Below are 26,572 nucleotides of genomic sequence, written 5' to 3'. Positions count from 1 at the left end.
TCCCATCTAGTCGCTACTGCGTAGAATTAAGTGATAGTCTTACGATATTGCTTAATTCTTAAGTTTTATTGTGTACATAACTTAACGCAGGTATTTCTGATGATATTTAAAAACCATAAAATGGCCCTCGTTCCTTTAGCCATTAGCTTAGCCTTACTAGCCGGTTGCGGCCCTAAAACCACTGAACCTAGTAACACAGCTTCAGTCAGCACAGGTATTACTGCAGAGTCTGAATCAGAAAAAGCCAATGCTCTATTTGAACAAATATTTATGGAAACCGTGCAACGCGATCCGGTTAGATTAACACGCTTAGGTATTAAAGATGATTATGATAAGTGGCAAGATCTATCAGAGCAGCATTATCAAGCAGGGTTAATGTTAAAGCATGATCAGTTAAAACGCTTAAGCCATATCGACCAAACAAAATTAGACAGTGCAACCCGTATTAGCTATTTATTAATGAAACAAGATTTAGAGCAAAGCTTAGCGGATGCTAAATGGCGCTTATATAGCTACCCTGTCAACCAAATGTTCGGCACTCATACGCAGGTTCCATCGTTATTAATCAATCAACATATAATTGATAACCAAAGTGATGCCCAAGCTTATATTGCTCGCCTAAATGCGGTGCCAAAACTATTTAAGCAATTACAGCAGCAATTAGAACAACGCGCTGAGCAAGGTATTATTGCCCCCAAATTTGTGTTTCCGCATGCTATTGCAGCTAGCCAAAATATTATAACTGGCGCTCCTTTTGATACGGGTGCCGATAGCACCTTACTTGCAGACTTTAGGGCGAAAGTAGATAAACTAGATCTTAACTTAGAAACCAAACAGCAACTGATTGAACTAGCTAAAAAAGCCTTAGTCGATAGTGTAAAACCAGCCTATACACATTTAATTAGTTATTTACACACATTAGCAGAAAAAGCTGGAACCGATGATGGCGTTTGGCGATTTAAAGACGGTGCGGATTTTTATCAAAATGCGTTAAATAGAACAACTACCACGACATTAACAGCCGAACAAATTCATCAAATAGGCTTAGATGAAGTTGCCCGTATACATCAAGAAATGCGCGATATAAAGCAGAAAGTTAACTTTGCTGGTGACTTACAGCAATTTTTTGTTCATTTACGCCAAGATAGTCAGTTTTATTACCCAGACACAGAACAAGGCCGAGCAGATTACCTAGCGGAAGCCAATCGCGTAATAGATGATATGAAAGGCCGCTTAGATAGCCTGTTTATTGTTAAACCTAAAGCAGATCTTATCGTAAAAGCCGTAGAGCCATTTCGCGAAAAGTCAGCAGGTAAAGCCTTTTATCAACAACCGTCAATGGATGGCTCTCGCCCTGGTACCTATTATGCCAACTTATACAACATGCGAGATATGCCAACTTACCAACTAGAAGCCTTAGCCTATCATGAAGGCTTACCTGGCCATCATATGCAATTAGCTATTAATCAAGAACTTGAAGATATGCCTAAGTTCCGCCGCTTTGGTGGCTATACTGCTTATATTGAAGGATGGGGCTTATATACCGAGCTTCTACCAAAAGAAATTGGCTTATACCCAGCCTATTAGCTCAGATTTTCCTACAATGAACTGGCTTGTGGCATTGCTAGTACCAGAAGAATTAATTGATGGCCCTGTACAAAGTGCGGTTAGCTGGGCAACCTTTCTTACTTTGCTTATTTTAGCCATTATTTTAATTGTTGTTTGGTTTATGACTCGCATGATCACACGCCCACTACAACAACTAACCGATACTATGCGTAACATTGCCAGTGGCAATGGCGACTTAACCCAAAAAATTGATATTGATAGCCAAGATGAGGTTGGCACCCTTGCCGGTCACTTTAATCAGTTTATAACCAAGTTACGATTATTATTATTACAAACAGCAGAACAAGCTAATTCGGTTAATAGCAGTAGTAATGTGATCTCAAGCGCTACAGAGCTTACTAATAAAGAAATCCAACAAGGCAATATTCAATTAGAAAATGTGTCTTCGGCTATTCATGAGATGACAGCCACTACTCAAGAGATAAGTAATAATGCAGATCATGCCAGCAGCGCAGCAAATGAAGCAGAAGAACATGCGCTACACGGTCAGCAGTTATCTATAGACTCTTTGAACGACATGCATAAGTTGACCGAACATATGTCTAAAGCCTTGTCTGTAGTAGTAGGTTTAGCTAAAGAGTCTGAAAACATTGGCGCTGTGGTTGATGTTATTAAAGGCATTGCCGAGCAAACTAATTTACTTGCACTTAATGCCGCAATAGAAGCAGCTCGTGCAGGTGAGCAAGGCAGAGGTTTTGCAGTTGTTGCCGATGAAGTCCGTTCTTTAGCCGCACGTACCCAAGATAGCACCAAAGATATTAGGGATATGGTTGAGAAACTCCAAGTGATTGCCCGTGAAGCAGAAACCTGCATGCAGCAAGGACAAACCCAAACCCAAACAAGTGCTGAACGTGCTCAAACCATGCAAAGCGCTTTAAATGATATCGGCACCGCTATTAATAATGTTAAGCAACAAAATAGTCAAATTGCAGCCGCTACTGGCCAGCAATCAACTACAACAGAAGAGATTAGTCACAGCTTAATTGCAATTACTGAGCTAATGAACCGCTCTGCGACTCAAGCTAAAGAGTTAGCAAGTGAAGCTAAGGCTCTGAACAACGCCGCTAAAGGGCTAAACACTGTCGTTGGCGAATTTAAAATAAAACAATAAAATACTCCTTCAATAAAAAACGACGCTTTTAGCGTCGTTTTTTATTGTTCATTATTAGCTATATCCTGCTTTTAGCAATTCGTTCTTTTAATACCAAAATAGCTGCTAACAATAGTACCAGTGCTTGAGCAAAGATCCCTTGAGTTGTAGGATAAATACCCAACCAACTTATGCTAGGCATATTTAGCTGGCTTATACCTATGTTACCGGCTTCTTGTAATGCAGCAATACCCTTACCTGTCATAACAAAGGCCAATAAAATCATTAGCCATGCCGTTGAAGCAAAGAACTTTTTCAGCGGCAGCTTCACTGCGAATTTAAACAGGGCAAACCCTAGAGCGGCTAAAATTAATAATGCTGCTGCAACACCTAAAAGCAAACTAAGCTTGTGGCTTGAACCACCTTGCAACCAAAGCGATTGATAAAACAAAATAGTTTCAAATATCTCGCGATAAACCGCTAAAAATACGACTGTAGCAAGACCAAAATAGGTACCCGATTTTAATGCTTTGCCTACTTGGGTATTAATAAACTGCTGCCATTGCATTGTCGATGTTTTACTGTGCATCCAAAAGCCCATATAAAATAGTATAGCTGCGGCTAATAATGCTGTATAACCCTCAGTCAGTTCACGTGAGGCACCAGATATAGTAATAACATAACTGGCAATAACCCAAGTTAGTACGCCTAATGCTAGCGCGGTTATCCAACCATAATGCACACTACGTTTTAACTTTGGCTGCTCAGTTTTAACTGCAACAGTGTAAATTGCAGCAACAACCAGCAGAGCCTCTAAACCTTCACGCAATAAAATTAATAGCGCCAACCAAAATACACCACCAGCGGCTAAGTCACGTTTACTCAATACCGTTTCAGCTTGGCTTAAAAGCTGTTGAATAGCTTCTAGCTCTAACAATAATTCAGCTTGCGAGGCTTGCTGTTGAATATTTTTACGCAAACCAAGCATTCTCGTTTCTATTTCATTTTTTAAATTAGTATCAACGGCGGCTAAATTATTTTCGATTAACTCAAAGCCATCTAAATAAGCTGTTACTGCTAAATTATATGCTTGCTCATATTGCTGTTGCTCAAGCTGCTGCGGGATCAGCGACAATGTTTCCTTAGTTAAAGTTAGTGGATCACTGCTGCTATTGGCAAAAAAACGCTCAGGATGCTGACGAAAAATAGCCATTAAAGCCTTGCCTTGTTCGCCATATTCTTGCTGTAGGTCTTGCGGTGTTGAAGTTAACAAGTTAGCAATAGACGCTGTTTCAATTAAACTATCAGCGACCTTACTTTTATCTACCTGATGGCTAGCTAAGGCTCCAACATAAAAAGCCATATCCCAGCGGCTTTGTTCATCTAAATAGCGGTATGAAGCCATGCCGGTGTCTTCAACACCTAAGCTAATAGTGTTAAACAAGCCGAATACGCTACGCGACTCGTAACGTTCAAGTTCATGAAAATTAGTCGGGCTAGGATCAAGACTTTTTGCTACAGGGCCGTCACCTTTTGCGCTAGCACCATGACAAGCAGCGCAATGACTCGCGTATAGCGTCTTGCCTCGCTGTAAGTCAGGAACATTGTTTGGTAACGGAACTTGCGGCATAGCGGCGATAATGATCTGGCGCATTTTTGCTGTTAGCTGCTTCACATCAGCAGCATCTGCCTTCGCTGCAATTAATTTTTCTAGCTCAACGGCCTGGCTAGCTAATTCAGCGCTATTTTCCGGTAGTTGTGCTGAAATCAACTGGGCAAACTCAAGCATTTCACCGTATTCTGCATTATTGATTATCTGTCCTGATTCAACAGCACTTTGATAGTCGGCTCCAATATATTCAATTAACTGAATAAGTTTATCAGAAGCCTGAGTTGGCATTGAGAACAAGATTATTAGCATTGCCAGTAGTGTATTTTTTAACATCGCAGCACCTAAACCATAAAAAGAATCATTCTCATTATACTTAATTTAAGCTGCCTTATGCACTACTTTTATTACTTTTGCCCACTAAACGGATAAAACTGCTTAATAAAACAACGATAATGCTATTAAGTTGCACCTGTTTAGCAACTCAGTTTATGCTGTATTATGATTAATGGAGATTGTTATGATTCAGCTTAGTTACTTTGAACCTGAAACTGCCCAATGGCAACATGGTGATATCAGCTTAATACCTAAAATTATTCCTGCTGATGCTCGTCTATGGATAGACTTAAACAACGCAACAACTGAAGAGCAACAAAAAGTGCTACAGCGTTTTTCTATAATGCCTACTTTAGTTGAAGATTTTAGCAAAGAGCGTCATCCGCCTAAGTGCGAAGCGCAAACAGACTTCACGTTATTAGTCCTAAGAGGTTACGCTGATGAAGACTTTAGTCAATATACAGCTAGCGCACAAATTAATTTACTCTATTCACGGCAAATATTAATCAGTAAAATAACCAGCCACAACGCCAGTATGGTTGAGCAATTTAAGCCGAGCATTATTCAGAATCAATCAATCAATATTAGTGACTGGGTAAATAATATCATCCTGTTGACCTCTAGTAGTTACTTAGAAAAGCTTATTTCATTTGAAGACGAGTTAAGTGACTTAGAAGATGCCATGCTACAACGAGGTAATGATGAATTGATGGCGTTAATAATGCGCTATCGCTCAGTGTTAAGAAAAATTAACCGTAACTTAGCTTATCAAAAAGATATTTTCTCAGAGGCGCTTACTGAACAGCAAAATCCATTATTACGTCACTTTGGGAGTACAGAGCTACGTGATTATTATGAAAAATTTGAGCGCTCGCACAGTATGACAGACATGTATTATGACCAACTAAGTGACTTGGTCGACAGCTACTTATCGACAACATCACATCAAATAAACGAGCGAATGAAAGTACTGACAATAGTAAGTACTATTTTTATACCATTAACCTTTATCGCCGGTATTTATGGTATGAACTTTGTCAATATCCCAGAACTTGCGCTGGAAAATGGTTATTTTATTGTTATGGCAGCGATGGCGATAGGTGGCCTATTTGGCTTGGCTTGGTTTAAATTTCGCGGCTGGTGGTAACACCTTAACTAGCACAGATTCATTAATTGCAATTTAGAAGCCTTGTTTAATGGAGTAAGTCGCTTTATTTGTAGTAAAAAATTAGGAAGCTCTATATGGCCGATAGTCAACAACTTGATATAGATGAGATTGTAAAAGACAGCTTTAATAGTGAGGATGCAATCCAACTGACTGATAGGCTAAGTCAACTTGAGCCTGAAGAGGTTGCAATCGCCTTAGAAGCGATGCCGGTCGAGCAACGTGTTAGTGCTTGGTTAAGCTTACAACCTGATGAGCAGATTGCGGCTTTAACCTATATGCGGGTAGACGCTCGTGATAACGTCTTCAAGCAGCTAACAGAACAACAGCTAAAAACTTTAGTTGAAGAGATGGACGTCGATGATTTAATAGAATTATTAGACGAATTACCTACCGCTATTTATGATTACGCCTGCTCTAGACTTGATGTTAGCCAACGTCGTTGGTTAGATACAGCACTTGCTTATGATGATGAGCAATGTGGTCGTTTTGCTGATCACGATATGCTTATTATTAATAAAAATGCCAGAGTACGTGATGCGCTTAGGCTATTCCGACAACTTGCCTTAGACACCGAATATCATGAAGCTTTATTTGTGGTTGACCGCGACGGCTGTTATATCGGTTTGGTCCACGCTACTCAATTACTAGGTTTAAATGATCACCAAGCTATAGACGGAATAATAGATAAAGACGCTCCTTGGATTGAAGGTGAAGTGGCTTTAGAGCAAGCATCAGATATGGTCTCACGCTCTGGTTATAATGCATTAGCTGTTGTTGATAATAATAATAAGTTACTCGGTAGACTATCAATTAGTAAAGCCTTTGATATTGTAAGACGTAACCTAGAAAGTCAGTTTATGCACACAGCCGGTTTAGATGAAGAAGAAGATTTATTCTCCCCTATACTTGCCAGCTCTAAACGTCGCGCACTCTGGTTAGGTATTAATTTACTGACCGCCTTTTTAGCTGCGTGGACCATAGGCATGTTCGAAGCGACTTTGCATCAAGTTGTAGCATTAGCGGTGTTAATGCCTATTGTAGCCAGCATGGGTGGAATTGCCGGCAGCCAAACGTTGACCTTAATTATTCGTGGTTTAGCCATGGAACAAATAACCCCTAGCACCTATATGACTTTATTACGAAAAGAGCTCGGGGTAGGCATTCTAAATGGTGTATTATGGGCATTGGTTATTGCTACTATCACCTATTTTTGGTTTGGCAATTGGGTAATTGGCGGCATTATTGGCATGGCTATCGTTATTAACATTATTATTGCCGCGCTATCAGGCGTAATGATCCCAATCTGGTTAAAGAAGTTTAAGATTGATCCGGCGCTATCAGGCTCAGTAATTTTAACAACAGTAACGGATGTTATTGGTTTCTTCGCTTTTTTAGGATTAGGCTCACTCTTTTTACTTTAACTAACTAGCCTATTATTTTTTAAGTCTAACCACATCATAGTGCTGCAGCTCAGGTAATCTTTGTTGCAGCAGTTTTTCTATTTTTTCAATATCTTGCATTCTTTGACAAAACAGCGCTGATTTTTGCTCTAGCTCTACCGCTTTTTCATCTAAACTTAAATTAAGCTTATCAACTAAGTCACCCACTGACTGCCAATCCTGATTTTCACTGCGCTCAAAGTTACTATCAGAATAGCGTAGTGCGTCACGTAATGCGCCCCATACAGCGCCCACAGTTCGTCTTGCTAAACTATCCAACTGAGGCTTTAACTCATTATGCAAAAAGTAATCTAATTCATTTAAACTTTGCGGAGCTAAATAGAAATGCTCATTTGAACGAACAAAACGCGACATCCACTGAAACGTTGTCTCTCGCACTAGAGCACGCCATTCCGCTTGTTGAGACTGACTACCAATGCCATTAAACATTGCTTCAACCCCCGACAAACCAAGCTCAACACCATCTACAGCAATACTCACAATCTCAGGAACAAAACGACGTAAACCTTGGCTATATTGGCGTAACAGCGTGGTTTCATCAGCATCTAGGCTTTGTAATTCTCCACGAATAAATAACTGAGTATCAGCATTGATCTGCACATGAGTTCTATTATTTTGTAAAATACGAATATGATCAGGAGCAATTAAAACACCATGAGCAAAAGCCATATTGCATTCAGCTGCCAGGGCACTAGAAGATAAACAGACTAATAAACTTGCAAAAATGCGTTTCAATGCCACTCTCTCAAATTATATAACCGGTTAAAGCTTAAGTTGAAAAGATTAAAAATTCACTACCCTATAACGCAGCAGACTGACTACTCAACTTTATAACAGCACTTAGCTTAAAAATAAGGCTCAATAACAGGGGCCGTTTCAACATAATGAATTTTACTTGGTCCATATTCACGACGAGTTCTTAACTGCTCATTAGCAAAATGTACTTCTACTGCTGCAAACACTTGCTGTTTTGCAACAATCACGGTTTGCTCTAAAATAGTTTTACGCTGGGCCTCTAACGTTTTAACTTGTTCAATTAAATCTATCGCTTCATCGCGTTGCTTATTAAACTCTTGCTCTATTTCTGCACAGCGTAAATCAATTTGGTCACTGCCTTTTATTTTTTTGAATTTTTCTAATTGCTCTTTATTTTGCTGCATTTGATGTTTAAGCGCTGTGATTTGATCTCGTAATTCTTGCTGTTGATCGGCGATAGGATCAATGAGTCGATTCAATTTAATTAAAATATGGCTGCTAGACGCTGCACCTAAACACCCCGTATTAAGCTCATAATCTAAATAAAACTCACCACCTATAACTTTGCCACTCGGGTTTTCTTCAGGCCCTGCATAAACTTTAGCGGCACTAACAGAGCAATGCATCATCTGCTTATTCACATAAAAATTGCCACCGCAAGTTATTTTAGCGTATTGGGCTAAATTACTTTGAATATCGCCCTGAGCTTTTAACTCTGTACTATAAACAATAGAGTTATCAGATGTTGGTACTAAATGACCAATGATAGAGCCACCAATTTTAATATCGCCGCCTGCCTCTATTAAGGTGCCTTCTACAAAGCCTTTTATAAAAACATTACCACCGGCAATCACCTTCATGCCTTCAGTGACATCACCATTAATAACAACTGACCCACGAAATTTAATATGCCCGGTTGTTAAATCAACCTGTTTAACAGTAAAGACCTCATCAACTGTTGCCCCTGCATCGATAACCCTAGGTAAACCATCACGCGCTGCTAGTAATAAATCTTTATTGGTCGAACTAACTTCTACTCCTTCGCCTAGATTCCACTCTAACTCTTGGCCAGGTATTGCCTGAAGCACAGTACCTAAAACGGTCATACCATCAACGCCTTGAGTTGGAGGATGACGGTGCATAATAATATCACCTTGTTTAACCGCAGGAATTTCACCGAAGTCACGTAAATCGGCTTTTTTATCAGAAAGGATGATGGGCTTATCGCGGCGACTTGCCATATCGGGTATTTTCGCTTCAAAACGCGAGTTTAAACCATGCTCAACAGCTCGCCCTTTGGCAATTGCCAGCTTAAACTTGGCGCCAGGTTCCGCTTTACTAGCATGCGCTATTAACTTAATAATATTTTCTTTGCTAAAACCAAACACCACACCACTAGCTTGGGCCGCTTTAACTAGCATATTAGCCGAAATGACTTGACCACCCCAGTCTGCCGTTATAATCGCAAAAGCTTGCATCTGCTCATCGGCAATTTCAAAACTGATATCAGCGTCAAGTTTTTCGGCAATGATATAGTTTAATTCAGCCTCTAGCTTAAGTTTATCTTTAATTTTTTGCTGTGCACTTTGGTACTCATGCAATAAATTAGTAACTGCATCTGGTAACACTCGACAACGACCAAAACCGGCATCAGCAAGCTGATTATGAATATCATCAGCACAAAGCGCCTCTTTAGTTACAGCCACTTTTAGTTTTATTTTTCTATCATGCTCACTAATTTGCATTGAGGCTCACCACTTTTGATGACTACAAACCTACTTACTCTAATGAAGCAAATATCCGCAGAGAAGGCAAGCTTTGATGGTATTTAACAGGGCTAAATTCATATAATAACGTCTAATCAACTATTAAATATAATTGTCTTGGTGAATGCGAATAAATAAGTCTGAGTCTGCTTTACTATAATCAATTTTATATTCTTTATTATTTATTGCTTGCACGAATAATAATATTTTCGTTTCGCTAAATACTTCTGAGCTAGATACATTGACCACTTCCATATATTGCTCTTTTGCTTCAGCTCTATTCGACGGTACTGTTCCTGTGAATCGTTTAACACCATTTCTTGTAATAATAACTACTGGATCGCTTTCTTCATTAATAACGATTAAATCTAATTTTTTATTTTTATGAATTATCGTATTTCGGCCACTAATTAAAAACGCTCTTTCATAATTACTCATTTTTATTCCTGCTTAAAATTTGTTAACTCTTGCATTATGATACAGTCATAGCAGAGTGTCTAGATTCCTGTTAAGTTAAGGTTTTTCACTTAAAAAACCTAGCCTTTCAGTATTGATTGTTCGACTAAGTTGTAATGCTTGCTCTTTATCTAAGGTAATAGGAACAAACAAATCAAATTGGGTAGTTTGCTGTAAACGCTGCATTCGCCAACAAAAAGCAGCTTTAATGCCAGTATACACCTGTTGTGCGGTGGTATAATTATCAACTTCAGATAACACTTCGCTGCCACACTGTCCATTGGCGCAAGATTGACGCACTACATCTAAGTATATAGCCCGTTGCTCTGTCATAATCGCTACGGCTAAACGTAACGGTAAGTGCGCTAAAAACTGATCATAATTGGTAACTTTAAAGCCTATAAAAGCCAAATCATTATTATTAAATTCCGGCACCCCGCTATATAAAAAACTCGACCAAGGTAACAGCCAACTGCCTTTTCGATGAAAGTACCGCAGGCCTTGTTCATCCAACTGAAGTAAATAAACAGGTTCTGCTAATTTAGCCCAACCAGCAAAAACACCTAATCCTGCAACAATAAGCGCTAATCCAGTTATTAAACCAAACTGCTGTAGCCACATGCTCACAAGAATAATGACAACTAAGCTGGCACAACTTACCAGCATTAATTTAGCACCGCCATAACTAGCGGTGCTAGCGATAAGTTGTTTACTCATATAAAACCTTAATAAATGTATACATAATCATTTTAACAACCATATATGCTTAACACTATTTACAATAGCTAAAAATTAGCTAGTCGCCTAGCCATTAACAATACGACCAATAGCATTTCGAGTGCGATAACAGGAAACCACTTGATACGTTTTTTACATACAATAACGATGACGATATTTTAATTACAATAAGCGGAGTTTTTGTGACCAGAGTTCATTCGAGATTAATTTGGGTAATATTAATTGGCCTAGTTGTATTTGTTGCCTATTTATATTGGAACCCCTCTGCGCAAGATAACCAGCGTCGTGGCGGTAATTTTCCAGTAGCCGCTACAACATCTATAGTTAAAACAAGCCCTATGGTTAAAAGTGTCTCCTCTTTAGGCACGGCTATCGCTAATCAATCCATTAAAATTATCGCTCCTACTAATGATTTTATTACTGAATTAAATATAGAAGAAGGTAAAGCTATAGCGAAAGGTGCGGTGATTGCGCACTTACATGATGTCCAAGAACGGGCACGTGTCACTGAGCTTGAGGCCATTTTGTCAGATCAAAAGCGGCAATTAGGGCGGCTTAAAAACCTTGCCAGCACCCAAGCAACTGCCCAATCATTAATTGATGAGCAGCAAACTCGAGTTAATACCAGCATAGCGCAATTAGATATAGCCAAAGCTCAGTTAGCTGAAATGACCATCGTCGCCCCCTTTTCTGGTTATTTAGGCTTACGTCAGGTTAGCCAAGGTGCTTATTTAAATAGCGGCACTGTAATTACAACCTTAGACGATTTAGAAACCTTAAAAGTAGAATTTAGTGTTGCTGAACATTACTTAGCTGAGCTTAAACTGGGATGGCATTTAAAATTAAAAATACTGCCTATGGTGACATTACTTTTACCGGTAATGTAAGCGCTATAGACACCCGCTTAGATCCTGTTACCCGCACTATCACTGTTCATGGCAGTATTGATAATAGTGACTTACGGTTACGCCCTGGCATGCTGCTTAATGTTCAACTGGTATTGAATCAACGTGAAGTTATGCAGATTTCAGAAAAAGCCTTAGTACCACAACAAGACAAACAATTCGTCTATTTAGTGGATGCAGAAAACAAGGTGTCTCGCCAAGAAGTAAAAATTGGTCAACGTATTCCAGGTTGGGTAGAAATATTATCAGGCTTAGATAACGGCGACGAAATTGTTGTTGAGGGTATCCAAAAGCTACGCGAAGGCACTGAAATTAATCGGGTTGGAGCATAATATGTGGCTATCGGATACTTCAGTTAAACGCCCTGTTTTTGCTACGGTTGTTAACTTACTCTTAGTTGTTTTTGGTATTGTTTGTTTTACCATGCTACCTCTGCGTGAGTTTCCTGATATTGACTCCCCTATCGTCAGTATAAGTACTAGCTACCCTGGTGCTTCAGCCGAAATTGTTGAATCGAAAATTACGCAGTTAATTGAAGATCGCATCAGTGGCGTTGAGGGTATTAAAAACATTACCTCAAGCAGCCGTAATGGCCGCTCTAATGTCACTATTGAATTCAATGTAGAGCGTGATATTGATGCTGCGGCTAACGACGTTCGCGAGCGTGTTGCTAGAGCTTTAAATAACTTACCTGATCAAGCAAACCCGCCTGAGGTGTATAAAGCGGGTGATGATGAAAGTACTATTGCTTGGTTTGTAATGAACAGCGAAAACATGACCTCGCTAGAGCTTGCAGATTACGCCGACAGATATATTGTCGAACGTTTTTCAGTGGTCGATGGCGTTGCCCGTTTACAATTAGGCGGTGCTCGTGATTACGCTATGCGAATTTGGCTTGATCAAGATGCTATGGCCTCTCGTGGCGTTACAGTACAAGATATTGAAGCCGTATTACGCAATGAAAACGTCGAATTACCTGCGGGTAATATAAAGTCTTTAGAAAGAGACTTTACCGTTCGCGTTGTCCGCACCTATAAAACCCAAGAAGATTTTCGTCGCTTAGTAATAAAGCGGGGGGAAAATAATTATCTAGTTCGTTTAGGTGAAGTTGCCGATGTATTATTAACCGCAGAAAATGAAGAAAGTGAATTTCGCGGTGATGGTAAAAACCTACTAGGTATTGGCATTATTAAGCAATCTAAAGCCAATACGTTAGAAGTGGTCAAAAATGCACGCGCTGAAATGGAGCGAATTAAAGACAGTCTACCGGATGGCACTACAATAGAGCCAGGCTATGACTCATCATTATTTATCGCTGAATCTATCAAAGAAGTTTACAACACCCTCGCCATTGCTATGGTGCTGGTTGTCGTGGTTATCTTCTTATTTTTAGGTAATATCCGCGCCACCTTTATCCCTGCTGTTACTGTGCCTGTGGCGTTAATTTCAGCAGTTACCGTGTTATATGCGCTAGATTTTTCAATTAACTTATTAACCCTTCTAGCTATGGTATTAGCGATAGGCTTAGTGGTTGATGACTCTATTGTTGTGCTTGAAAATATCTATCGCCGTATAGAACGTGGCGAACACCCGCTACTGGCTTCATATCGTGGCGCCCGTGAAGTTGGCTTTGCGGTTATAGCCACAACCCTAGTACTGATTTCAGTCTTTGTACCACTTATTTTTATGCAAGGTCAATTAGGTAAACTCTTTACTGAGTTTGCTTTGGCTATAGCTGCGGCTGTTGCTTTTTCTAGCGTAGCTGCCCTTACCCTAACCCCTATGTTATCTAGCAAGCTGTTAGTGCATAGAAAGCGCGAAAGTAAGTTAGGTGTTTGGCTACACACGGGATTCAACAAACTAGAGAATGCCTATCAACGTCAATTAGAAATAGTATGTGACACCCGCTGGCCAGTTATGATAGTCGTGGTATTGTGTTTTATCGCTAGCTTCTTATTGGTGAAAATTTTACCCAGTGAATTAGCACCTAGTGAAGATCGCGGTACCTTCTTTATTATGATGAGCCCAGCTGAAGGCGCCAGTTATGCCAGTAACAGCCGGAATATGCGTTTAATTGAAGATATATTAATGCCCTACTATGAAAAGGGTGAATTTAATCGCTTATTACTTCGGGTTCCAGGTTGGGGCAATAGCGGTGGTGTTGCCATTGTTGGCTCTGAAAACTGGACCAACGGTAAACGTAAAACCCAAGAATTAATGGGCGAAGTAAGTAAAGAAATTAACCAGTTACCCGATGTACGTGCCTTTACCTTTATGCGCAGCGGCTTAGGTGGCGGTGGCGGCGGAAGCCGACCTATAAGCTTAGTATTACAAGGTAATACCTACGAAGAGCTAGCTCGCTGGCGAGATATTGTGATCAACAAAGCGGCTGAGAACCCAAATATTCTAATGCTGGATCACGACTATAAAGAAACCGTACCGCAAGTGTTAGTTGAAATTAATACTGAACGCGCTGGTGATTTAGGTATTTCAGTTGGTGCCATAGGCCGCGCCCTAGAAGCCATGTTGGGCGGCCGACGCGTAACAACCTTCTTAGATCGGGGTAAAGAGTATGATGTGATCATTGAAGGTAAAGATGATGATTTCTCTAAACCTGGCGCTATATCGAACGTGTACTTACGCTCTTCTGTGTCTGGTCAACTTATTTCTTTAGATAACTTAGTGACCTTAAAAGAAGAAGCAACCTCTTCTAGCTTAAACCGTTATAACCGAATGCGCTCTATTACCTTAAGTGGGGGGTTAGCACCGGGTTATAGCTTAGGCGAGGCCTTAGACTACTTAGAAGGGATCGTAAAAACTGAGATCCACGACACTGTAGGTATAGATTACAAAGGTGAATCATTGCTTTACCAAGAAAGTGGTGATGCAACCTTAATGGTATTTATTCTTGCTTTATTAATTACCTATCTAGTGTTAGCTGCTCAGTTTGAAAGCTTTATTCATCCTTTGGTTATTTTAATTACAGTGCCATTAGGCCTGATCGGCGCTTTATCTGGCTTATACTTTAGCGGCATGACGCTAAATATATACAGCCAAATAGGCTTAGTTATGCTTATTGGTTTAGTGGCTAAAAACGGTATATTAATTGTTGAGTTTGCTAACCAACTACGTGATGCCGGCATTGAATTTAGCCAAGCGGTAAAACAAGCCTCAACCCAGCGTTTGCGCCCTATTGTTATGACGGCCTTTACAACCAGTATGAGTAGTATTCCACTGATTATTGCTAATGGCCCAGGCTCTGAGAGCCGTATGGTTATTGGTATGGTGATTTTCTGTGGCGTAATCTTAGCAACATTAATGACAATTTACGTTGTGCCCGTGACTTATATGGCCTTTGCTCGCAACACCGGTTCACCTAAACGTTTAGCGCAAGAATTAGCTAAGCTAGAGCAAGAAAGTAAAGATGCCCATGCTGCAGATGAAGTGCCACCAACAACTTAAACGTTAAGGGTGTTGTCTATCACTGCTAATTTAGTTAATTATTTTAAAGCGCTCTAAACAAGAGCGCTTTTTTATTGTCAGAATAAACTCGTTAGCAAAAGCCCAATGCTATACTGTATTTCAACCCTTAGCTTAGCTGAAAGAGGAACTATGTCATTACAAACCGCGACCTTTGGCGCAGGCTGTTTCTGGTGTTTAGAAGCAGCAATGAACCAGTTAACTGGTGTTAAACAAGCATTAAGTGGTTATATGGGAGGCCCAGCAGACTTAGCACATTATGAAGCTGTTTGCTCAGGCCAAAGTGGCCATGCAGAAGTTGTTCAAGTGGTGTTTGACCCTAAGTTAATTAGCTTTGAACAACTGTGTTTGGTCTTTTTTAGTTTGCATGATCCAACACAATTAAATAGACAAGGTAATGACATTGGCAGCCAGTACCGTTCAGTCATTTTTTATCACTGCCAAAACCAGTTAGCAACTAGCCAACAACTGATTAATCAATTAACCGAGCAAGCTGTTTTTAACCAAGATATCGTTACAGCTTTAACCCCAGCTAGCAACTTTTATGTTGCAGAAAAGCAGCATCAAAATTATTACCTGCAGCATCCAGAGCAAGGGTATTGTCAGGTGATTATTGCACCAAAAATGGCTAAATTTCGCCAACGATATGCTGATTTACTTAAAAGCTAATACCCTAACTTTTATTGCAAAATAGCATAAAATAAAGCCGCATCGCTAACTGGCGAAGCGGCTTAAAGCTACAACTCAACATTAAACACTCAGTATTAAGTATTCATAACGGGCCTAAAGCCTGTAGCTAAGGCTCAGGTTAATATTAGCGCCAGCGGTGGCATAACCAGCACTGGTTTGATACTGTTTATCAAACATATTTTTAACTGCACTGCGAATGACTAAATTAGTATTCAGCTGATAGCTAGCACCTAAGCCCCAAAGGGTGAAACTCGGTAAATTTTCAACCGCTGAGTATATACCTTGATAAGTCCCAGTTTGATGATCTGCTGTGATAAATAAAGACCAAGTATCGCCTTGATAGCTGCTGCGCCAATGCAGAGTATTTTCAGGACGACGCTCTAACTGAGTTCCGGTGCTACGATTTTTAGCATCCAACCATGTGTAAGCAAGCTCAGTTGATACTTGCTGCCATTGTTTAACAAGGCTCAATTCAATACCGCTTATTGCTGCCAGCTTTACGTTTTGCGCTTGCTCTACACCTTGAATAAGATTAGTAACATCACGGTTAAACCAACTGAGTTCAAGTTGGAATTGCGGTTTATGGTAACGCAGCCCTATTTCATCTGAGCGGGCTTGCTCAGGTTTTAAGTCTGGATTAGCATAACCTGGATAATATAGGGCATTAAATGAAGGCACTTTAAAGGCTGTGCCTCGGCTAGCCCTAAGTTGCCAATGCTGTGATACCTGATAACCCGCCGCGAATTGCCAGGTATTTTCAGCACCATATTGCCTAAACACATCACGTCTAGCCGTTAGGTCAAGATGCAGCCCTTGATACTGATAATTTATGCCGGTAAATACAGCTTTATTATTGCGCTGCGTTTGCTCATAGGCCGTAGCTGATTTTGCGACATCTTCTTGGTACCAGTTTAATCCTGCCAATAATGTCAGCTCAGAATTTATATGGCCTAAGGTTTGATAACTAAACTCTTCGCGTTGCGTAATAAAAGCTGAACGAGAATTGGCACTAAAAGGGGTATCATTATCTAAACTTTGGCTCAGTTGCACTTGATGTTGCCACTGACCAAATTGCTGCTGCCAGCCTAACTGATGACTACGAGTTAAGGTATCTGATTGATCTTGTTCACTCCAAGCGGAATCAAATTGATAGCGGCCCGAATTCACATCAGTTTTTAATTGCCATAAACCTAAACGGGAATGATAGTCTGCTGACAATTTAATAAACTTTTGTTTATAACCATCATTGTCAGGATCCAGATCGGGTCTAATATTAAACCCATCAGCCTGATTCACCCCTACAGTGGCCCATAAGCTAAGGTTATCTAGCGTGTGGCTTATGCTAATATCAGCACCCATTTGGCCATAGCTTGCTATATTGCCATTAATAGCAACAGTCTGACTTCGCCGGGTACTAATAGCAATCACCCCAGCTAAAGCATCTGCGCCATAAAATGCTGCTCTAGGACCACGAATAAGCTCGATGCGCTCAATTAACTCTAACGGCATCATCGCTAAGCTTTTATAACCTAAAGTTGCAGTACCTACCCGCACACCATCGATTAAAACTAAGGTATGCCCCGTGTTACCGCCGCGAATATAAAGACTGGCATTTTGACCACGGCCTCCGTCTCTCGCTAAATTAACGCCAACTAACTGAGCGAGTAACTCAGGTAAATCATTCGCTTGCCGTGCCATAATATCAACGTGCTCCAGCACTGAAATACTGGCCAGCACATTGGGCTGCGCCATAGCTTGGCGATGAGCAAAAACACTTATGTGCTCCACATTTTTAACATCAAGATCACTGGCAAGGGCCGTGCAAGAATATACAGCTAACACAGCTGCAATAGCAGGTTTTAACATGTCGACTCCAAAAGGGTGCCCACCGCACCATTAAACTAGAATTGAGTTTTTCGGCCGGTATCCGGGCTGACAACCTGCTTGCGCCTACGCTTGCCTTCCCATCGTAAGACAGTGGCCATTAAGCGTATTGAGTTGTTTACCGTTGCGGGGGCAGCTCTGGATTTTAACCAGATTCCCGTTTACCTGCAGTTTCCTGCAGCACCAGAAAAATCGGCCTCCTGATGAGGCCGCGCGCAGTTTAGCTTGCGATATTTGTAGGGTCAATAACACTTAAAACCAAAAACAAGGCACTAAGTGCCATCGATAATTAGTCGCGGAAGTTATTAAATTGGAAAGCTTGTTCTAATTCAGCGCCACGCACTACAGCCATAGTTTGCTGTAAGTCATCACGTTTTTTCCCCGTAACACGCACTTGATCACCTTGAATAGAAGCTTGTACTTTTAACTTATTATCTTTGATTAATTTAACCAGCTTTTTCGCCATGACCGTCTCAATACCCTGTTGTAAGGTTAGGCTCTGGCTATAAGTTTTGCCTGAGTGAATCACATCACCTTCTTTAAAAGACCGTACATCTAGACCGCGCTTAATAGCTTTAGCTAAAAATATTTCTAGCATTTGCTGTAACTGAAACTCAGCTTCAGCTTGCATAGTAATCAATTTATCTTTGATAGAAAATTCAGCATTGACGCCACGAAAATCAAAACGAGTTGCTAACTCTCGGTTGGCATTATCCACAGCATTTAGCACTTCTTGCTGATCAACCTCAGACACAATATCAAATGACGGCATGCTATTTCTCCTAAACTTAAGCCTTGTTGTTTGCTAGCGATTATAACCACAAAACTGCTACAATCCGAGCCTGTTATTATCGACAAATAAAAATAGAAACCGAATTAAGGGAGTCTTTGTGCCGCAACAACTTTATCGAATAATTTGTATCTTAGGTTTTGCTGGGGCAACCGCTAGCTTTTTAGCTGAGTTACAAGGCTACCGTATAGCTGGGGGACTAGCGCATTTAGACAAGCTTGCTCACTTTTTAATCTTTGCAGTATTAAGCGGCTTATTATGGAAAGGCTTTAAGCTTAAACTGGTTTCGGCATTTCTATTTTTAAGCTGCTATGGTGCGGCTATTGAATTAGCCCAACATTATTTTACTCGTCGCAATGGTGATTGGCTGGACTTTTTGGCTGATATTGTTGGTATTATTAGTTTTTATCTATGTAGAGCATTATGGCATCGAATTCGTCCTCGTCGTCGGGCTTAAACTGGACCATAGTGGGCCAAGGTGCTATTGGCCTGTTAGCTGCCTCGCGCTTAAGCCTTAGCTCAGGCTCTGTTGCCCTCCATTTGCGTCAGCCTAGCAGTATCGAAATTATATTTACGCCTGTTGCTGGTCCGGCACAATCTCTACAGTTTGCACCCGCTAAGCCCCCCTATTCTACTGTGCTGGTTCCGGTGAAAAGCTATGATGTTATTGCAGCTGTTAAACAGTTATTACCTAACTTAAGCCCAGATGCTCAGCTTGTTATTAGCCATAATGGTATGGGAACGATAGAGCCTTTACTTTCTTTACTAACACCAAACCAAGGTTTATGGTTTTTAACCACCACCCATGGTGCTTTGAAAACATCAGCCAATACAATACAGCATACAGGGCAAGGTCAATCAATAGCAGCACCGCTGAACCTAGCAGCAAAGCAGCATCTGGCTGCGATAGAAAAAGATCTGGCAATCGCTCTTGGGCCACTACAGTTAGTGCCAGATATTCAGCCTTATTTATGGCAAAAGCTGCTAATTAATGCGGTAATTAATCCATTAACGGCGATTAATAATTGCCCAAATGGTGATTTACTACAGGAAAAATTTGCCTCGACTATTTTGCAAATAGTCAGCGAAGTCTGTGCGGTTAGTCAAGCTGCGGGCTATAAAATGGCTATTGAGGAGTCGGTGCAACGGGTACGCCACGTTATGCAAGCAACAGCCACTAACTTTAGCTCAATGCAACAAGATGTTTTTTATCGCAGGAAAACTGAAATTGACGCTATTTCTGGTTTTATTGTTAACCAAGGTAGCCACTATAACCAAGCTACCCCGCTAAACTTGCAGCTACAACAACAAGTGTTGCAACTGCAGGCAAGTTATAGCTAGTACAGAAACTATGGGCGATAAACCGCCACATTAGTAAAGCCTTGCTCTTGTAAAACTAAGGCCTGTAAACGACTCATCACGCCTTGATCACAATAGAAGTAATAGGTTTTATTTTGATCTAAATTAGCAAACTGGCTACTTAAGCGAAAGAATGGCAATTCAATAATCTCTCTATCTGCTATTGCCAATGGCTTTAAGTCCGTTTCTTCAGGCGAGCGAATATCCAGCACTATTGCATTAGGCGGTAATTCACTTAATTGTTCTATTACATGCGCTTGCTGATCTGCTTGATAATCAATAGTGCGAATATCTAACACTTTGGCCTGCTGAACTACCGAATCTAATACAGCGAAATCGAAGTTATCTTCGTTGGCTAACACGTCAGATAAAACGGCATTAATTGTTGGCTTACGAGAAATAACGCCACAGTACTCTGGCATACTTTTAGCAATGTCCTCGGCACCAATTTGTTTAGCAATATCGATAATTTGTTGCTTATCATGATAAATAAGCGGGCGTAATATCAACATATCCGTTACGCGGTCAATCGCATTTAAGTTGGCAATAGTTTGGCTAGAAACTTGGCCGATACTTTCACCGGTAACTATGGCTTTAATACCTAAGTTTTCAGCGACTTTACAGGCTGCGCGCATCATCATTCTTTTTAACACGACGCCCATTAAACCGTTATCTATTTTTTCTAAAATTTCATCAACTACGGGGGCAAAGTTAACGCTGACAAATTTCACTTTATGCGACAGGCTATATTTGTGCCAAATTAAATGTGCCATCTCACGCACACCCGTTTCATGTGCAGCACCACCTAAGTTAAAAAATACATAATGGGTGCGCAAGCCTTTACGGATCATTAAATAGCTAGCTACAGCGGAGTCATAACCACCTGAGATTAATGATAAAACATCAGACTGTGACGGCAGCGGAAAGCCCCCCATGCCAGCATGAGTGTGTCGCACCATGATAAGTAAATCGCGCTTAACCTCTAAATTCACCACCATATCTGGCTTTTTTAGCTGAACCTTTGCACTTGCGACTAATTGATTTAAACCGCCACCAATATAGCGTTCAGCCTCAATTGACGTGAAATCATGGCTACCCATGCGACGCACACGAACAGAAAATGTTTTATTTTCTAACTGGCTGGCATACACATCTTTAACTTGCTGATAAATGTCATCTAATGTAGTGAATTTACTCGACTGCATTTCAGAAAAGTTAACAATGCCCGGAATACAGCTTAAGCGATCAATCAGTTTTTGCCGTAGTGTCTCACTATCACTTTCACAGCGAACAGTAAGATGATCAAAGTTATTATTAACACGAACCGAAGGCTCTACCTGAACTAAGATAGTTTTTAGATTACGCTCTAATAACTTAGTTTGCCGTTTACGAACAGAGTTGCTTTTAATAACAATTTCAGGGTGTAGCTTTATAATAAATTCAATCATGAGTGGCTAACGTTGATGCAGAAAAAAGTGGCGCAGATTATAGCGGATCTCTTGGCAAAGACCTAATCTGCGCACCAAATGTTCATGTTAATTATTTTCTAAACTAACAATATCCGACTCTTTAGCCTTACCCTGCATAATAGATATCTCTACTCGTCTATTTCGGCGTCTATCTGCCGTTGTGTTATTAGGCACTAAAGGCTTAGTATCGGCATGGCCGACAACAACCAGCCTAGTTCGGTCAAAGCCTGGAGCTTTTACCATCTCGGTGGCAACAGATACTGCTCGTTTAGCCGATAAATCCCAATTATTGGTATGCAGTTCATTAGAAACTTGGATATCATCCGTATGGCCGGTAACCGTTATCTCACCGGGAACATCATTCAATAGCAAACCAATACGCTGCACTATGGGTTTAAACCTAGGCTGTAAAAAAGATGAGCCTGAGGCAAAAGAGCCATTTTCACGAATACGTATAATAATTTGTTGCCCTAATGACTCTAGCTCAATAGCGCCATCTAATATTTGTTTTTCTAGTTGCTCAGCTAATTTCTTTACTTGGTCATTAATCTGCTCTTGAGCTGCTTGTTGCGCCGCTTCGGCATCAGCCGTTTGCTCGGCATTACTCGATGATTCTGCGCCGGTCATATCATCGCGCTGCTCTTTTCTGCCACCGGCTGAGTCTTCTTCACCCGCTTGAAACTCAATAACCTGCTGAGTAATTTCCATGGTTTGCTGTTGCAAGGTTTCAATGGGCGTAGGCTCAGGTCTGCCTGGGCGAAACTCTAACGCAATAACGCTGGTGCCTTTGGGAATATCATCAACTTCAATTTTATTTTGTACCCCAAAAGCAAATTTCATTGAACCGGCTATCTGCTTAAACTTTAAAACATCCATTTCAGAAAAAGCTAATAACAAGACAAAGAAACACATTAAAAGTGCCATTAAATCAGCAAAGGTGCCCATATACATTGGCAAGCCCGGAGGCGGACATTTACACTCTTCAGCTTCTTCGTTCATGACTTACTCCACCACAGCCTCTTCACGTTTACCTTGTGCTAGGTAATTACGTAAAATACCTTCAATAATTTTCGGGTTTTGGCCATCTTGAATACCCAAAATCGCATCTACAATTAACTGATAGTTTTGTTTTTCTTGTTGATTCCTAACAGACAATTTATCGGCAATTGGAATAGCAATAACATTAGCAATAAAAGCACCATATAAGGTGGTTAATAAGGCAACCGCCATCGCAGGTCCTATAGCTTTAGGATCATCCATATTCGATAACATCGCAACCAAGCCGACTAAGGTACCAATCATCCCCATCGCAGGAGCAACATCACCTAAACCTTTAAATACACCAATAGCAATTTCATGCCGTTTTTCGGTCAAGCTAATATCTTTTAACAAAGTCGCTCTTACAACATCAGCATCATGGCCATCTACCAACATATTGACGCCTTTTTGCATAAACTCGTTGGGGATCTCTGCTTCTTCTAGCGCTAAAAAGCCGCCTTTTCGAGCTGAATCTGCTAATTGCACCGCTTTTTCAATTAACTCCTCAGGTGGCTCAATTTTAAACATAAAAGCTTTAGCAGCTGCTTTACCTGAGTCTATAAACTGGCCTAAGGTAAACTTTGATACCACAACAAAAATTGAGCCTAATACCACAATTAATACTGATACGGTGTCATAAAATATACCGACATTACCGGCGCTGCCTAGCACCATAGCTAAAATCACAAAACCTATGGCGCCTAACATGCCAACAATGGTTGCTATATCCACTATAATCTCCTTTACCCGTGACTACTTCAGCCTAATTTGCGCTAGTTTATCTTAGTGTATAACGCTATATCGACAACAATAACGAATCATTAAGTATAAAATACATTAAATTATACATTTAAGCTTTCACTTCTGCGCTGTGATTGACCATAATAGTGCGCTGAAATAGGTTTTCCGATATTTTTAGGGGCATCGATGAGTAAAAAAAAGGCCGATTTAAGCCAATTCGAACAGACTTTGTCTGAGCTTGAACAAATAGTACAGCAATTAGAACAAGGCGATTTATCACTTGATCAGTCGTTGCAACAATTTGAACGTGGCATTACGTTAGCAAGACACAGCCAACAATTACTCCAAGCCGCTGAACAAAAAGTACAGGTACTTATGCAGCAACAGCAACAAGAAAACTTATTACCTTTTGATGCACCTACAGGAGACTAAGGTGTCGACAGAAAATTTAGCGCTATACCAAACACGAGTCGAGCGCCATTTACAACAGGTTTTGCAGTCCTATCAGCCGACAGAGCCTAAGCTTTTAGACGCGATGAGCTATAGTTTATTAATGGGCGGAAAGCGCATTAGACCTTTTTTAATCTATAGTTGTGGCACTATGCTTGGTGCTAATTTAAACGATTTAGATGGTCCTGCTGCAGCCATTGAAGCTTTACATAGTTATTCATTAATTCATGACGACCTACCAGCGATGGATGATGATGATTTACGCCGGGGCAAACCAACCTGCCATAAGGCATTTGATGAAGCTACCGCCATTTTAGCTGGTGATGCTTTACAAACTTTAGCATTTGAAATACTTAGTCAGCACCCTTATCAGAACGTTGCAGCAAAAGATATTGTCGCAATGATCCAGCACTTTAGTCGCGCATCAGGATACGCAGGTATGTGCGGTGGCCAAGCTATCGATATTATGCAAACCAACCAAGCGACAACAGTTGCACAACTCGAGCGCATGCACCGTTTAAAGACAGGGGCTTTAATTGAGCTTACTGTGCAGCTAGCTTGGTTATGTAGCCCAAAACAAAATCCAGCTGATTTAACTAAATTACAGCAATTTGCTTCTGCACTAGGGCTAGCATTTCAGGTTCAAGATGATATCCTCGACATTGAAAGCGATAGCCAAACATTAGGTAAACCACAAGGGTCAGATAGTAAAGCCAATAAAGCAACCTACCCTATACTACTTGGTTTACCCCAAGCAAAAGCCAAAGCACAACAACTTTATCAAGATGCCCTTAATGCATTGGCATCATTACCCTATAATACCGATGAGTTGCGCCAGTTTGCGCAATATATAGTCGACCGCAGGTTTTAATACAGGCATAGAATATGGCGTTGGAAATTAACGATTACCCACTGTTAGCAAAAGCTAATCTTCCTGAGCAACTCAGACAGTTGCCGCAAGAGAAGTTACCCGCACTTAGCCAAGAGTTAAGGCGTTTTTTATTACATTCAGTGAGTCAAAGTAGTGGCCACTTTGCTTCAGGCCTTGGCACAGTTGAATTAACTGTCGCGCTACATTATGTCTACAATACCCCTTTTGACCGCATAATTTGGGATGTTGGCCATCAAGCTTACCCGCATAAAATTCTTACTGGGCGTAGGGATAGAATGCAAACTATTCGCAAAAAAGACGGCTTACACCCATTTCCTTACCGTGAAGAAAGCGAGTATGACGTACTAACAGTTGGTCACTCTAGCACTTCAATTAGTGCAGCTTTAGGTATGGCTATCGCGGCTAAACAAGCCCGTAACCAACGCAAAATCGCTGCTGTTATCGGCGATGGTGCTATCACGGCAGGCATGGCATTTGAAGCCATGAATCATGCCGGTGAAGTTCGCCCCGACATGCTGGTTATTTTAAACGATAATGAAATGTCTATTTCTGAAAACGTTGGTGCTTTAAACCAGTACTTTGCCCGCATTCTTTCTGGTAACTTTTATACTAGCTTACGTGAAGGCGGCAAAAAAATTCTTAGTGGTGTACCACCTTTACATCAATTAGCTAGCCGGGCTGAAGAACATTTTAAAGGCATGGTCACACCGGGTACGTTTTTTGAAGAGTTAGGTTTTAACTATATCGGCCCCATTGATGGCCATGATGTTATTGGCCTAGTCGATACCATCCGCAATATGCGCAATATGCAAGGGCCGCAACTGCTGCATATTGTAACCAAAAAAGGCAAAGGTTATGCACCAGCAGAAGCCGACCCCATTGGTTTTCATGCTGTTTCTAAGTTTAACCCAGACGATAAACAACAACCGGCTAAAAAAACCAGCTTACCGAGTTTTTCCAATATTTTCGGAGCCTGGGTATGTGATATGGCAAAGCAAGATGAGCGCTTACAAGCCATTACTCCCGCTATGCGAGAAGGCTCTGATTTAATTAAATTTTCAAAAACATATCCGAATCGTTATTTTGATGTCGCCATTGCCGAGCAACATGCAGTTACCTTAGCGGCAGGTTTAGCCATAGAAGGATTAAAACCGGTTGTGGCTATTTACTCTAGCTTCTTACAGCGTGGTTATGATCAAGTTATCCATGATATTGCTCTGCAAAACTTAGATGTGTTATTCGCCATTGATAGAGCCGGCATTGTTGGCGCAGATGGCCCAACCCACCAAGGTGCTTTTGACTTAAGCTTTATGCGCTGTATACCTAATTTAATTATCATGGCGCCTTCAGATGAAAATGAATGCCGGCAAATGCTGTATACCGGCTATCAATACTCTGGCCCTGCAGCCGTACGGTACCCAAGAGGTAGCGCAACGGGTATAGCTACAGAAGACACTATGCAGCTATTAGCCATAGGTAAAGCGCGACAAGTACGTCAGGGTAAGTCTATTGCTATCCTAGCCTTTGGTACGCTTTTAAGCGCCTGTGAGCATGCAGCAGAGCAATTAGATGCCAGCTTAATTGATATGCGCTTTGTTAAGCCGTTGGATCAAGCTTTACTTAAACAGCTTGCAAAGCAACACGATGTCTTTGTTACAGTAGAAGACAATGCCATTATGGGCGGCGCAGGCTCGGCCGTAAATGAATTTATTGCCGCTGAAAACCTAGCTGTGCGCAGTATAAACTTAGGCTTACCCGATCAGTTTATTAAACATGGCACTCAAGAAGAAATATATGCAGAGTTAGGCTTAGATAGTGCTGGCATTCTCGCTAGCATTGAGGCAAAAACTCAGTAGAACGAGTTAA

21 protein-coding genes, 1 pseudogene and 1 riboswitch are annotated in these 26,572 nt (G+C 40.8%); of the genes and pseudogenes, 12 read left to right on the top strand and 10 right to left on the bottom strand.

The window, feature by feature from the left end:
• The first annotated feature begins 99 nt into the window (after nucleotides 1-99).
• Together ACRCA4_RS04845 and ACRCA4_RS04840 are read left to right on the top strand one after the other, a co-directional pair.
• Nucleotides 100-1,587, top strand: coding sequence for a DUF885 domain-containing protein (locus ACRCA4_RS04845; RefSeq protein WP_433184954.1), 1,488 nt, complete (start codon nucleotides 100-102; stop codon nucleotides 1,585-1,587).
• Nucleotides 1,588-1,603: 16 nt separating this feature from the next.
• A complete protein-coding gene (locus tag ACRCA4_RS04840; protein ID WP_433184952.1) occupies nucleotides 1,604-2,740 on the top strand; it encodes a methyl-accepting chemotaxis protein in 1,137 nt (378 codons plus the stop codon).
• A 58-nt stretch (nucleotides 2,741-2,798) separates the two neighbouring features.
• On the opposite strand, the gene ACRCA4_RS04835 is transcribed toward ACRCA4_RS04840, so the two are convergent.
• Nucleotides 2,799-4,664 carry an FTR1 family protein gene (locus tag ACRCA4_RS04835; protein WP_433184948.1) on the bottom strand — a complete coding sequence of 622 codons (1,866 nt, stop codon included), beginning with the start codon at nucleotides 4,662-4,664 and terminating at the stop codon, nucleotides 2,799-2,801.
• Between the two features lie 184 nt (nucleotides 4,665-4,848).
• Here ACRCA4_RS04835 and ACRCA4_RS04830 point away from each other — a divergent pair, with 184 nt between their 5' ends.
• Together ACRCA4_RS04830 and mgtE are read left to right on the top strand one after the other, a co-directional pair.
• On the top strand, nucleotides 4,849-5,811 hold the full coding sequence (locus tag ACRCA4_RS04830; RefSeq protein ID WP_433184945.1) for a magnesium transporter CorA family protein: 963 nt from the start codon (nucleotides 4,849-4,851) through the stop codon (nucleotides 5,809-5,811).
• Between the two features lie 95 nt (nucleotides 5,812-5,906).
• A complete protein-coding gene (gene mgtE, locus ACRCA4_RS04825; RefSeq protein WP_433184943.1) occupies nucleotides 5,907-7,253 on the top strand; it encodes a magnesium transporter in 1,347 nt (448 codons plus the stop codon).
• Between the two features lie 12 nt (nucleotides 7,254-7,265).
• On the opposite strand, the gene ACRCA4_RS04820 is transcribed toward mgtE, so the two are convergent.
• From ACRCA4_RS04820 to ACRCA4_RS04805, 4 genes are all read right to left on the bottom strand, one after another.
• A complete protein-coding gene (locus ACRCA4_RS04820) occupies nucleotides 7,266-8,033 on the bottom strand; it encodes a DUF2884 family protein (RefSeq protein WP_433184941.1) in 768 nt (255 codons plus the stop codon).
• A gap of 104 nt (nucleotides 8,034-8,137) precedes the next feature.
• Nucleotides 8,138-9,793, bottom strand: a complete 1,656-nt coding sequence (locus ACRCA4_RS04815; protein WP_433184938.1) for a FapA family protein — start codon at nucleotides 9,791-9,793, stop codon at nucleotides 8,138-8,140.
• Nucleotides 9,794-9,916: 123 nt separating this feature from the next.
• Nucleotides 9,917-10,252, bottom strand: coding sequence for a hypothetical protein (locus ACRCA4_RS04810; protein ID WP_433184935.1), 336 nt, complete (start codon nucleotides 10,250-10,252; stop codon nucleotides 9,917-9,919).
• 75 nt (nucleotides 10,253-10,327) lie between these two features.
• Nucleotides 10,328-10,987, bottom strand: coding sequence for a DUF2982 domain-containing protein (locus ACRCA4_RS04805; RefSeq protein WP_433184933.1), 660 nt, complete (start codon nucleotides 10,985-10,987; stop codon nucleotides 10,328-10,330).
• Nucleotides 10,988-11,346: 359 nt separating this feature from the next.
• Between ACRCA4_RS04805 and ACRCA4_RS04800 the strand changes: the two are divergent.
• The 3 genes and pseudogenes from ACRCA4_RS04800 to msrA all read left to right on the top strand — a co-directional run bounded on the left by ACRCA4_RS04800 (nucleotide 11,347) and on the right by msrA (nucleotide 16,062).
• Nucleotides 11,347-12,245: pseudogene (locus ACRCA4_RS04800) on the top strand (efflux RND transporter periplasmic adaptor subunit).
• 1 nt (nucleotide 12,246) lies between these two features.
• Nucleotides 12,247-15,375 (top strand): efflux RND transporter permease subunit, encoded by a 3,129-nt coding sequence (locus tag ACRCA4_RS04795; protein ID WP_433184930.1) that lies wholly within the window; start codon nucleotides 12,247-12,249, stop codon nucleotides 15,373-15,375.
• Between the two features lie 150 nt (nucleotides 15,376-15,525).
• Entirely contained in the window at nucleotides 15,526-16,062 is a 537-nt protein-coding gene (msrA, locus tag ACRCA4_RS04790; protein WP_433184927.1) for a peptide-methionine (S)-S-oxide reductase MsrA, read from the top strand.
• A 114-nt stretch (nucleotides 16,063-16,176) separates the two neighbouring features.
• Here the strand turns inward: msrA and ACRCA4_RS04785 are convergent, their stop codons facing one another.
• Together ACRCA4_RS04785 and ACRCA4_RS04780 are read right to left on the bottom strand one after the other, a co-directional pair.
• Entirely contained in the window at nucleotides 16,177-17,949 is a 1,773-nt protein-coding gene (locus ACRCA4_RS04785) for a TonB-dependent receptor domain-containing protein (protein ID WP_433184925.1), read from the bottom strand.
• A 35-nt stretch (nucleotides 17,950-17,984) separates the two neighbouring features.
• Nucleotides 17,985-18,170: riboswitch (cobalamin riboswitch) on the bottom strand.
• A gap of 86 nt (nucleotides 18,171-18,256) precedes the next feature.
• Nucleotides 18,257-18,739, bottom strand: a complete 483-nt coding sequence (locus tag ACRCA4_RS04780) for a YajQ family cyclic di-GMP-binding protein (RefSeq protein WP_433184922.1) — start codon at nucleotides 18,737-18,739, stop codon at nucleotides 18,257-18,259.
• Between the two features lie 118 nt (nucleotides 18,740-18,857).
• On the opposite strand from ACRCA4_RS04780, the gene ACRCA4_RS04775 reads away from it, so the two are divergent.
• Nucleotides 18,858-19,214, top strand: coding sequence for a VanZ family protein (locus ACRCA4_RS04775; RefSeq protein ID WP_433184919.1), 357 nt, complete (start codon nucleotides 18,858-18,860; stop codon nucleotides 19,212-19,214).
• The gene (locus tag ACRCA4_RS04770) at nucleotides 19,181-20,098 is read left to right on the top strand and encodes a ketopantoate reductase family protein (RefSeq protein WP_433184916.1); all 918 of its coding nucleotides are present in this window, start codon (nucleotides 19,181-19,183) and stop codon (nucleotides 20,096-20,098) included. Before ACRCA4_RS04775 ends, ACRCA4_RS04770 begins: the two co-directional genes overlap by 34 nt.
• Nucleotides 20,099-20,106: 8 nt before the next feature.
• Here ACRCA4_RS04770 and thiI read toward each other — a convergent pair whose 3' ends face one another.
• The 3 genes from thiI to pomA all read right to left on the bottom strand — a co-directional run bounded on the left by thiI (nucleotide 20,107) and on the right by pomA (nucleotide 23,355).
• Nucleotides 20,107-21,564, bottom strand: a complete 1,458-nt coding sequence (thiI, locus tag ACRCA4_RS04765) for a tRNA uracil 4-sulfurtransferase ThiI (protein WP_433184914.1) — start codon at nucleotides 21,562-21,564, stop codon at nucleotides 20,107-20,109.
• An 87-nt stretch (nucleotides 21,565-21,651) separates the two neighbouring features.
• Nucleotides 21,652-22,584, bottom strand: a complete 933-nt coding sequence (locus ACRCA4_RS04760) for a flagellar motor protein MotB (protein ID WP_433184911.1) — start codon at nucleotides 22,582-22,584, stop codon at nucleotides 21,652-21,654.
• Between the two features lie 3 nt (nucleotides 22,585-22,587).
• Entirely contained in the window at nucleotides 22,588-23,355 is a 768-nt protein-coding gene (gene pomA / locus ACRCA4_RS04755; protein WP_433184908.1) for a flagellar motor protein PomA, read from the bottom strand.
• A gap of 195 nt (nucleotides 23,356-23,550) precedes the next feature.
• Here pomA and xseB point away from each other — a divergent pair, with 195 nt between their 5' ends.
• The 3 genes from xseB to dxs are packed head-to-tail and all read left to right on the top strand — an operon-like array spanning nucleotide 23,551 to nucleotide 26,562.
• Nucleotides 23,551-23,796, top strand: coding sequence for an exodeoxyribonuclease VII small subunit (xseB, locus tag ACRCA4_RS04750; RefSeq protein ID WP_433184905.1), 246 nt, complete (start codon nucleotides 23,551-23,553; stop codon nucleotides 23,794-23,796).
• 1 nt (nucleotide 23,797) lies between these two features.
• Entirely contained in the window at nucleotides 23,798-24,685 is an 888-nt protein-coding gene (ispA, locus tag ACRCA4_RS04745; RefSeq protein WP_433184902.1) for a (2E,6E)-farnesyl diphosphate synthase, read from the top strand.
• A gap of 14 nt (nucleotides 24,686-24,699) precedes the next feature.
• A complete protein-coding gene (gene dxs / locus ACRCA4_RS04740) occupies nucleotides 24,700-26,562 on the top strand; it encodes a 1-deoxy-D-xylulose-5-phosphate synthase (protein WP_433184900.1) in 1,863 nt (620 codons plus the stop codon).
• Nucleotides 26,563-26,572 lie beyond the last annotated feature (10 nt).

The organism is Rheinheimera sp. WS51, from assembly GCF_050936095.1.
In the GTDB taxonomy this organism is placed as follows: domain Bacteria; phylum Pseudomonadota; class Gammaproteobacteria; order Enterobacterales; family Alteromonadaceae; genus Alishewanella.
The sequence above is the reverse complement of the archived record's forward strand: the minus strand, read 5'-3'. Positions and strand labels throughout refer to the sequence as shown.

What these genes read in the sequence shown, in the direction of transcription:
- ACRCA4_RS04845 (WP_433184954.1), top strand. Translation starts at nt 100, where the DNA reads ATGATATTTAAAAACCATAAAATGGCCCTCGTTCCTTTAGCCATTAGC.
- ACRCA4_RS04830 (WP_433184945.1), top strand. Translation starts at nt 4,849, where the DNA reads ATGATTCAGCTTAGTTACTTTGAACCTGAAACTGCCCAATGGCAACAT.
- ACRCA4_RS04795 (WP_433184930.1), top strand. Translation starts at nt 12,247, where the DNA reads ATGTGGCTATCGGATACTTCAGTTAAACGCCCTGTTTTTGCTACGGTT.
- xseB (WP_433184905.1), top strand. Translation starts at nt 23,551, where the DNA reads ATGAGTAAAAAAAAGGCCGATTTAAGCCAATTCGAACAGACTTTGTCT.
- mgtE (WP_433184943.1), top strand. Translation starts at nt 5,907, where the DNA reads ATGGCCGATAGTCAACAACTTGATATAGATGAGATTGTAAAAGACAGC.
- thiI (WP_433184914.1), bottom strand. Translation starts at nt 21,564, where the DNA reads ATGATTGAATTTATTATAAAGCTACACCCTGAAATTGTTATTAAAAGC.
- ACRCA4_RS04760 (WP_433184911.1), bottom strand. Translation starts at nt 22,584, where the DNA reads ATGAACGAAGAAGCTGAAGAGTGTAAATGTCCGCCTCCGGGCTTGCCA.
- ACRCA4_RS04815 (WP_433184938.1), bottom strand. Translation starts at nt 9,793, where the DNA reads ATGCAAATTAGTGAGCATGATAGAAAAATAAAACTAAAAGTGGCTGTA.
- msrA (WP_433184927.1), top strand. Translation starts at nt 15,526, where the DNA reads ATGTCATTACAAACCGCGACCTTTGGCGCAGGCTGTTTCTGGTGTTTA.
- ACRCA4_RS04835 (WP_433184948.1), bottom strand. Translation starts at nt 4,664, where the DNA reads ATGTTAAAAAATACACTACTGGCAATGCTAATAATCTTGTTCTCAATG.
- dxs (WP_433184900.1), top strand. Translation starts at nt 24,700, where the DNA reads ATGGCGTTGGAAATTAACGATTACCCACTGTTAGCAAAAGCTAATCTT.
- ACRCA4_RS04840 (WP_433184952.1), top strand. Translation starts at nt 1,604, where the DNA reads ATGAACTGGCTTGTGGCATTGCTAGTACCAGAAGAATTAATTGATGGC.
- ACRCA4_RS04785 (WP_433184925.1), bottom strand. Translation starts at nt 17,949, where the DNA reads ATGTTAAAACCTGCTATTGCAGCTGTGTTAGCTGTATATTCTTGCACG.
- ACRCA4_RS04770 (WP_433184916.1), top strand. Translation starts at nt 19,181, where the DNA reads ATGGCATCGAATTCGTCCTCGTCGTCGGGCTTAAACTGGACCATAGTG.
- ACRCA4_RS04780 (WP_433184922.1), bottom strand. Translation starts at nt 18,739, where the DNA reads ATGCCGTCATTTGATATTGTGTCTGAGGTTGATCAGCAAGAAGTGCTA.
- ACRCA4_RS04805 (WP_433184933.1), bottom strand. Translation starts at nt 10,987, where the DNA reads ATGAGTAAACAACTTATCGCTAGCACCGCTAGTTATGGCGGTGCTAAA.
- ACRCA4_RS04810 (WP_433184935.1), bottom strand. Translation starts at nt 10,252, where the DNA reads ATGAGTAATTATGAAAGAGCGTTTTTAATTAGTGGCCGAAATACGATA.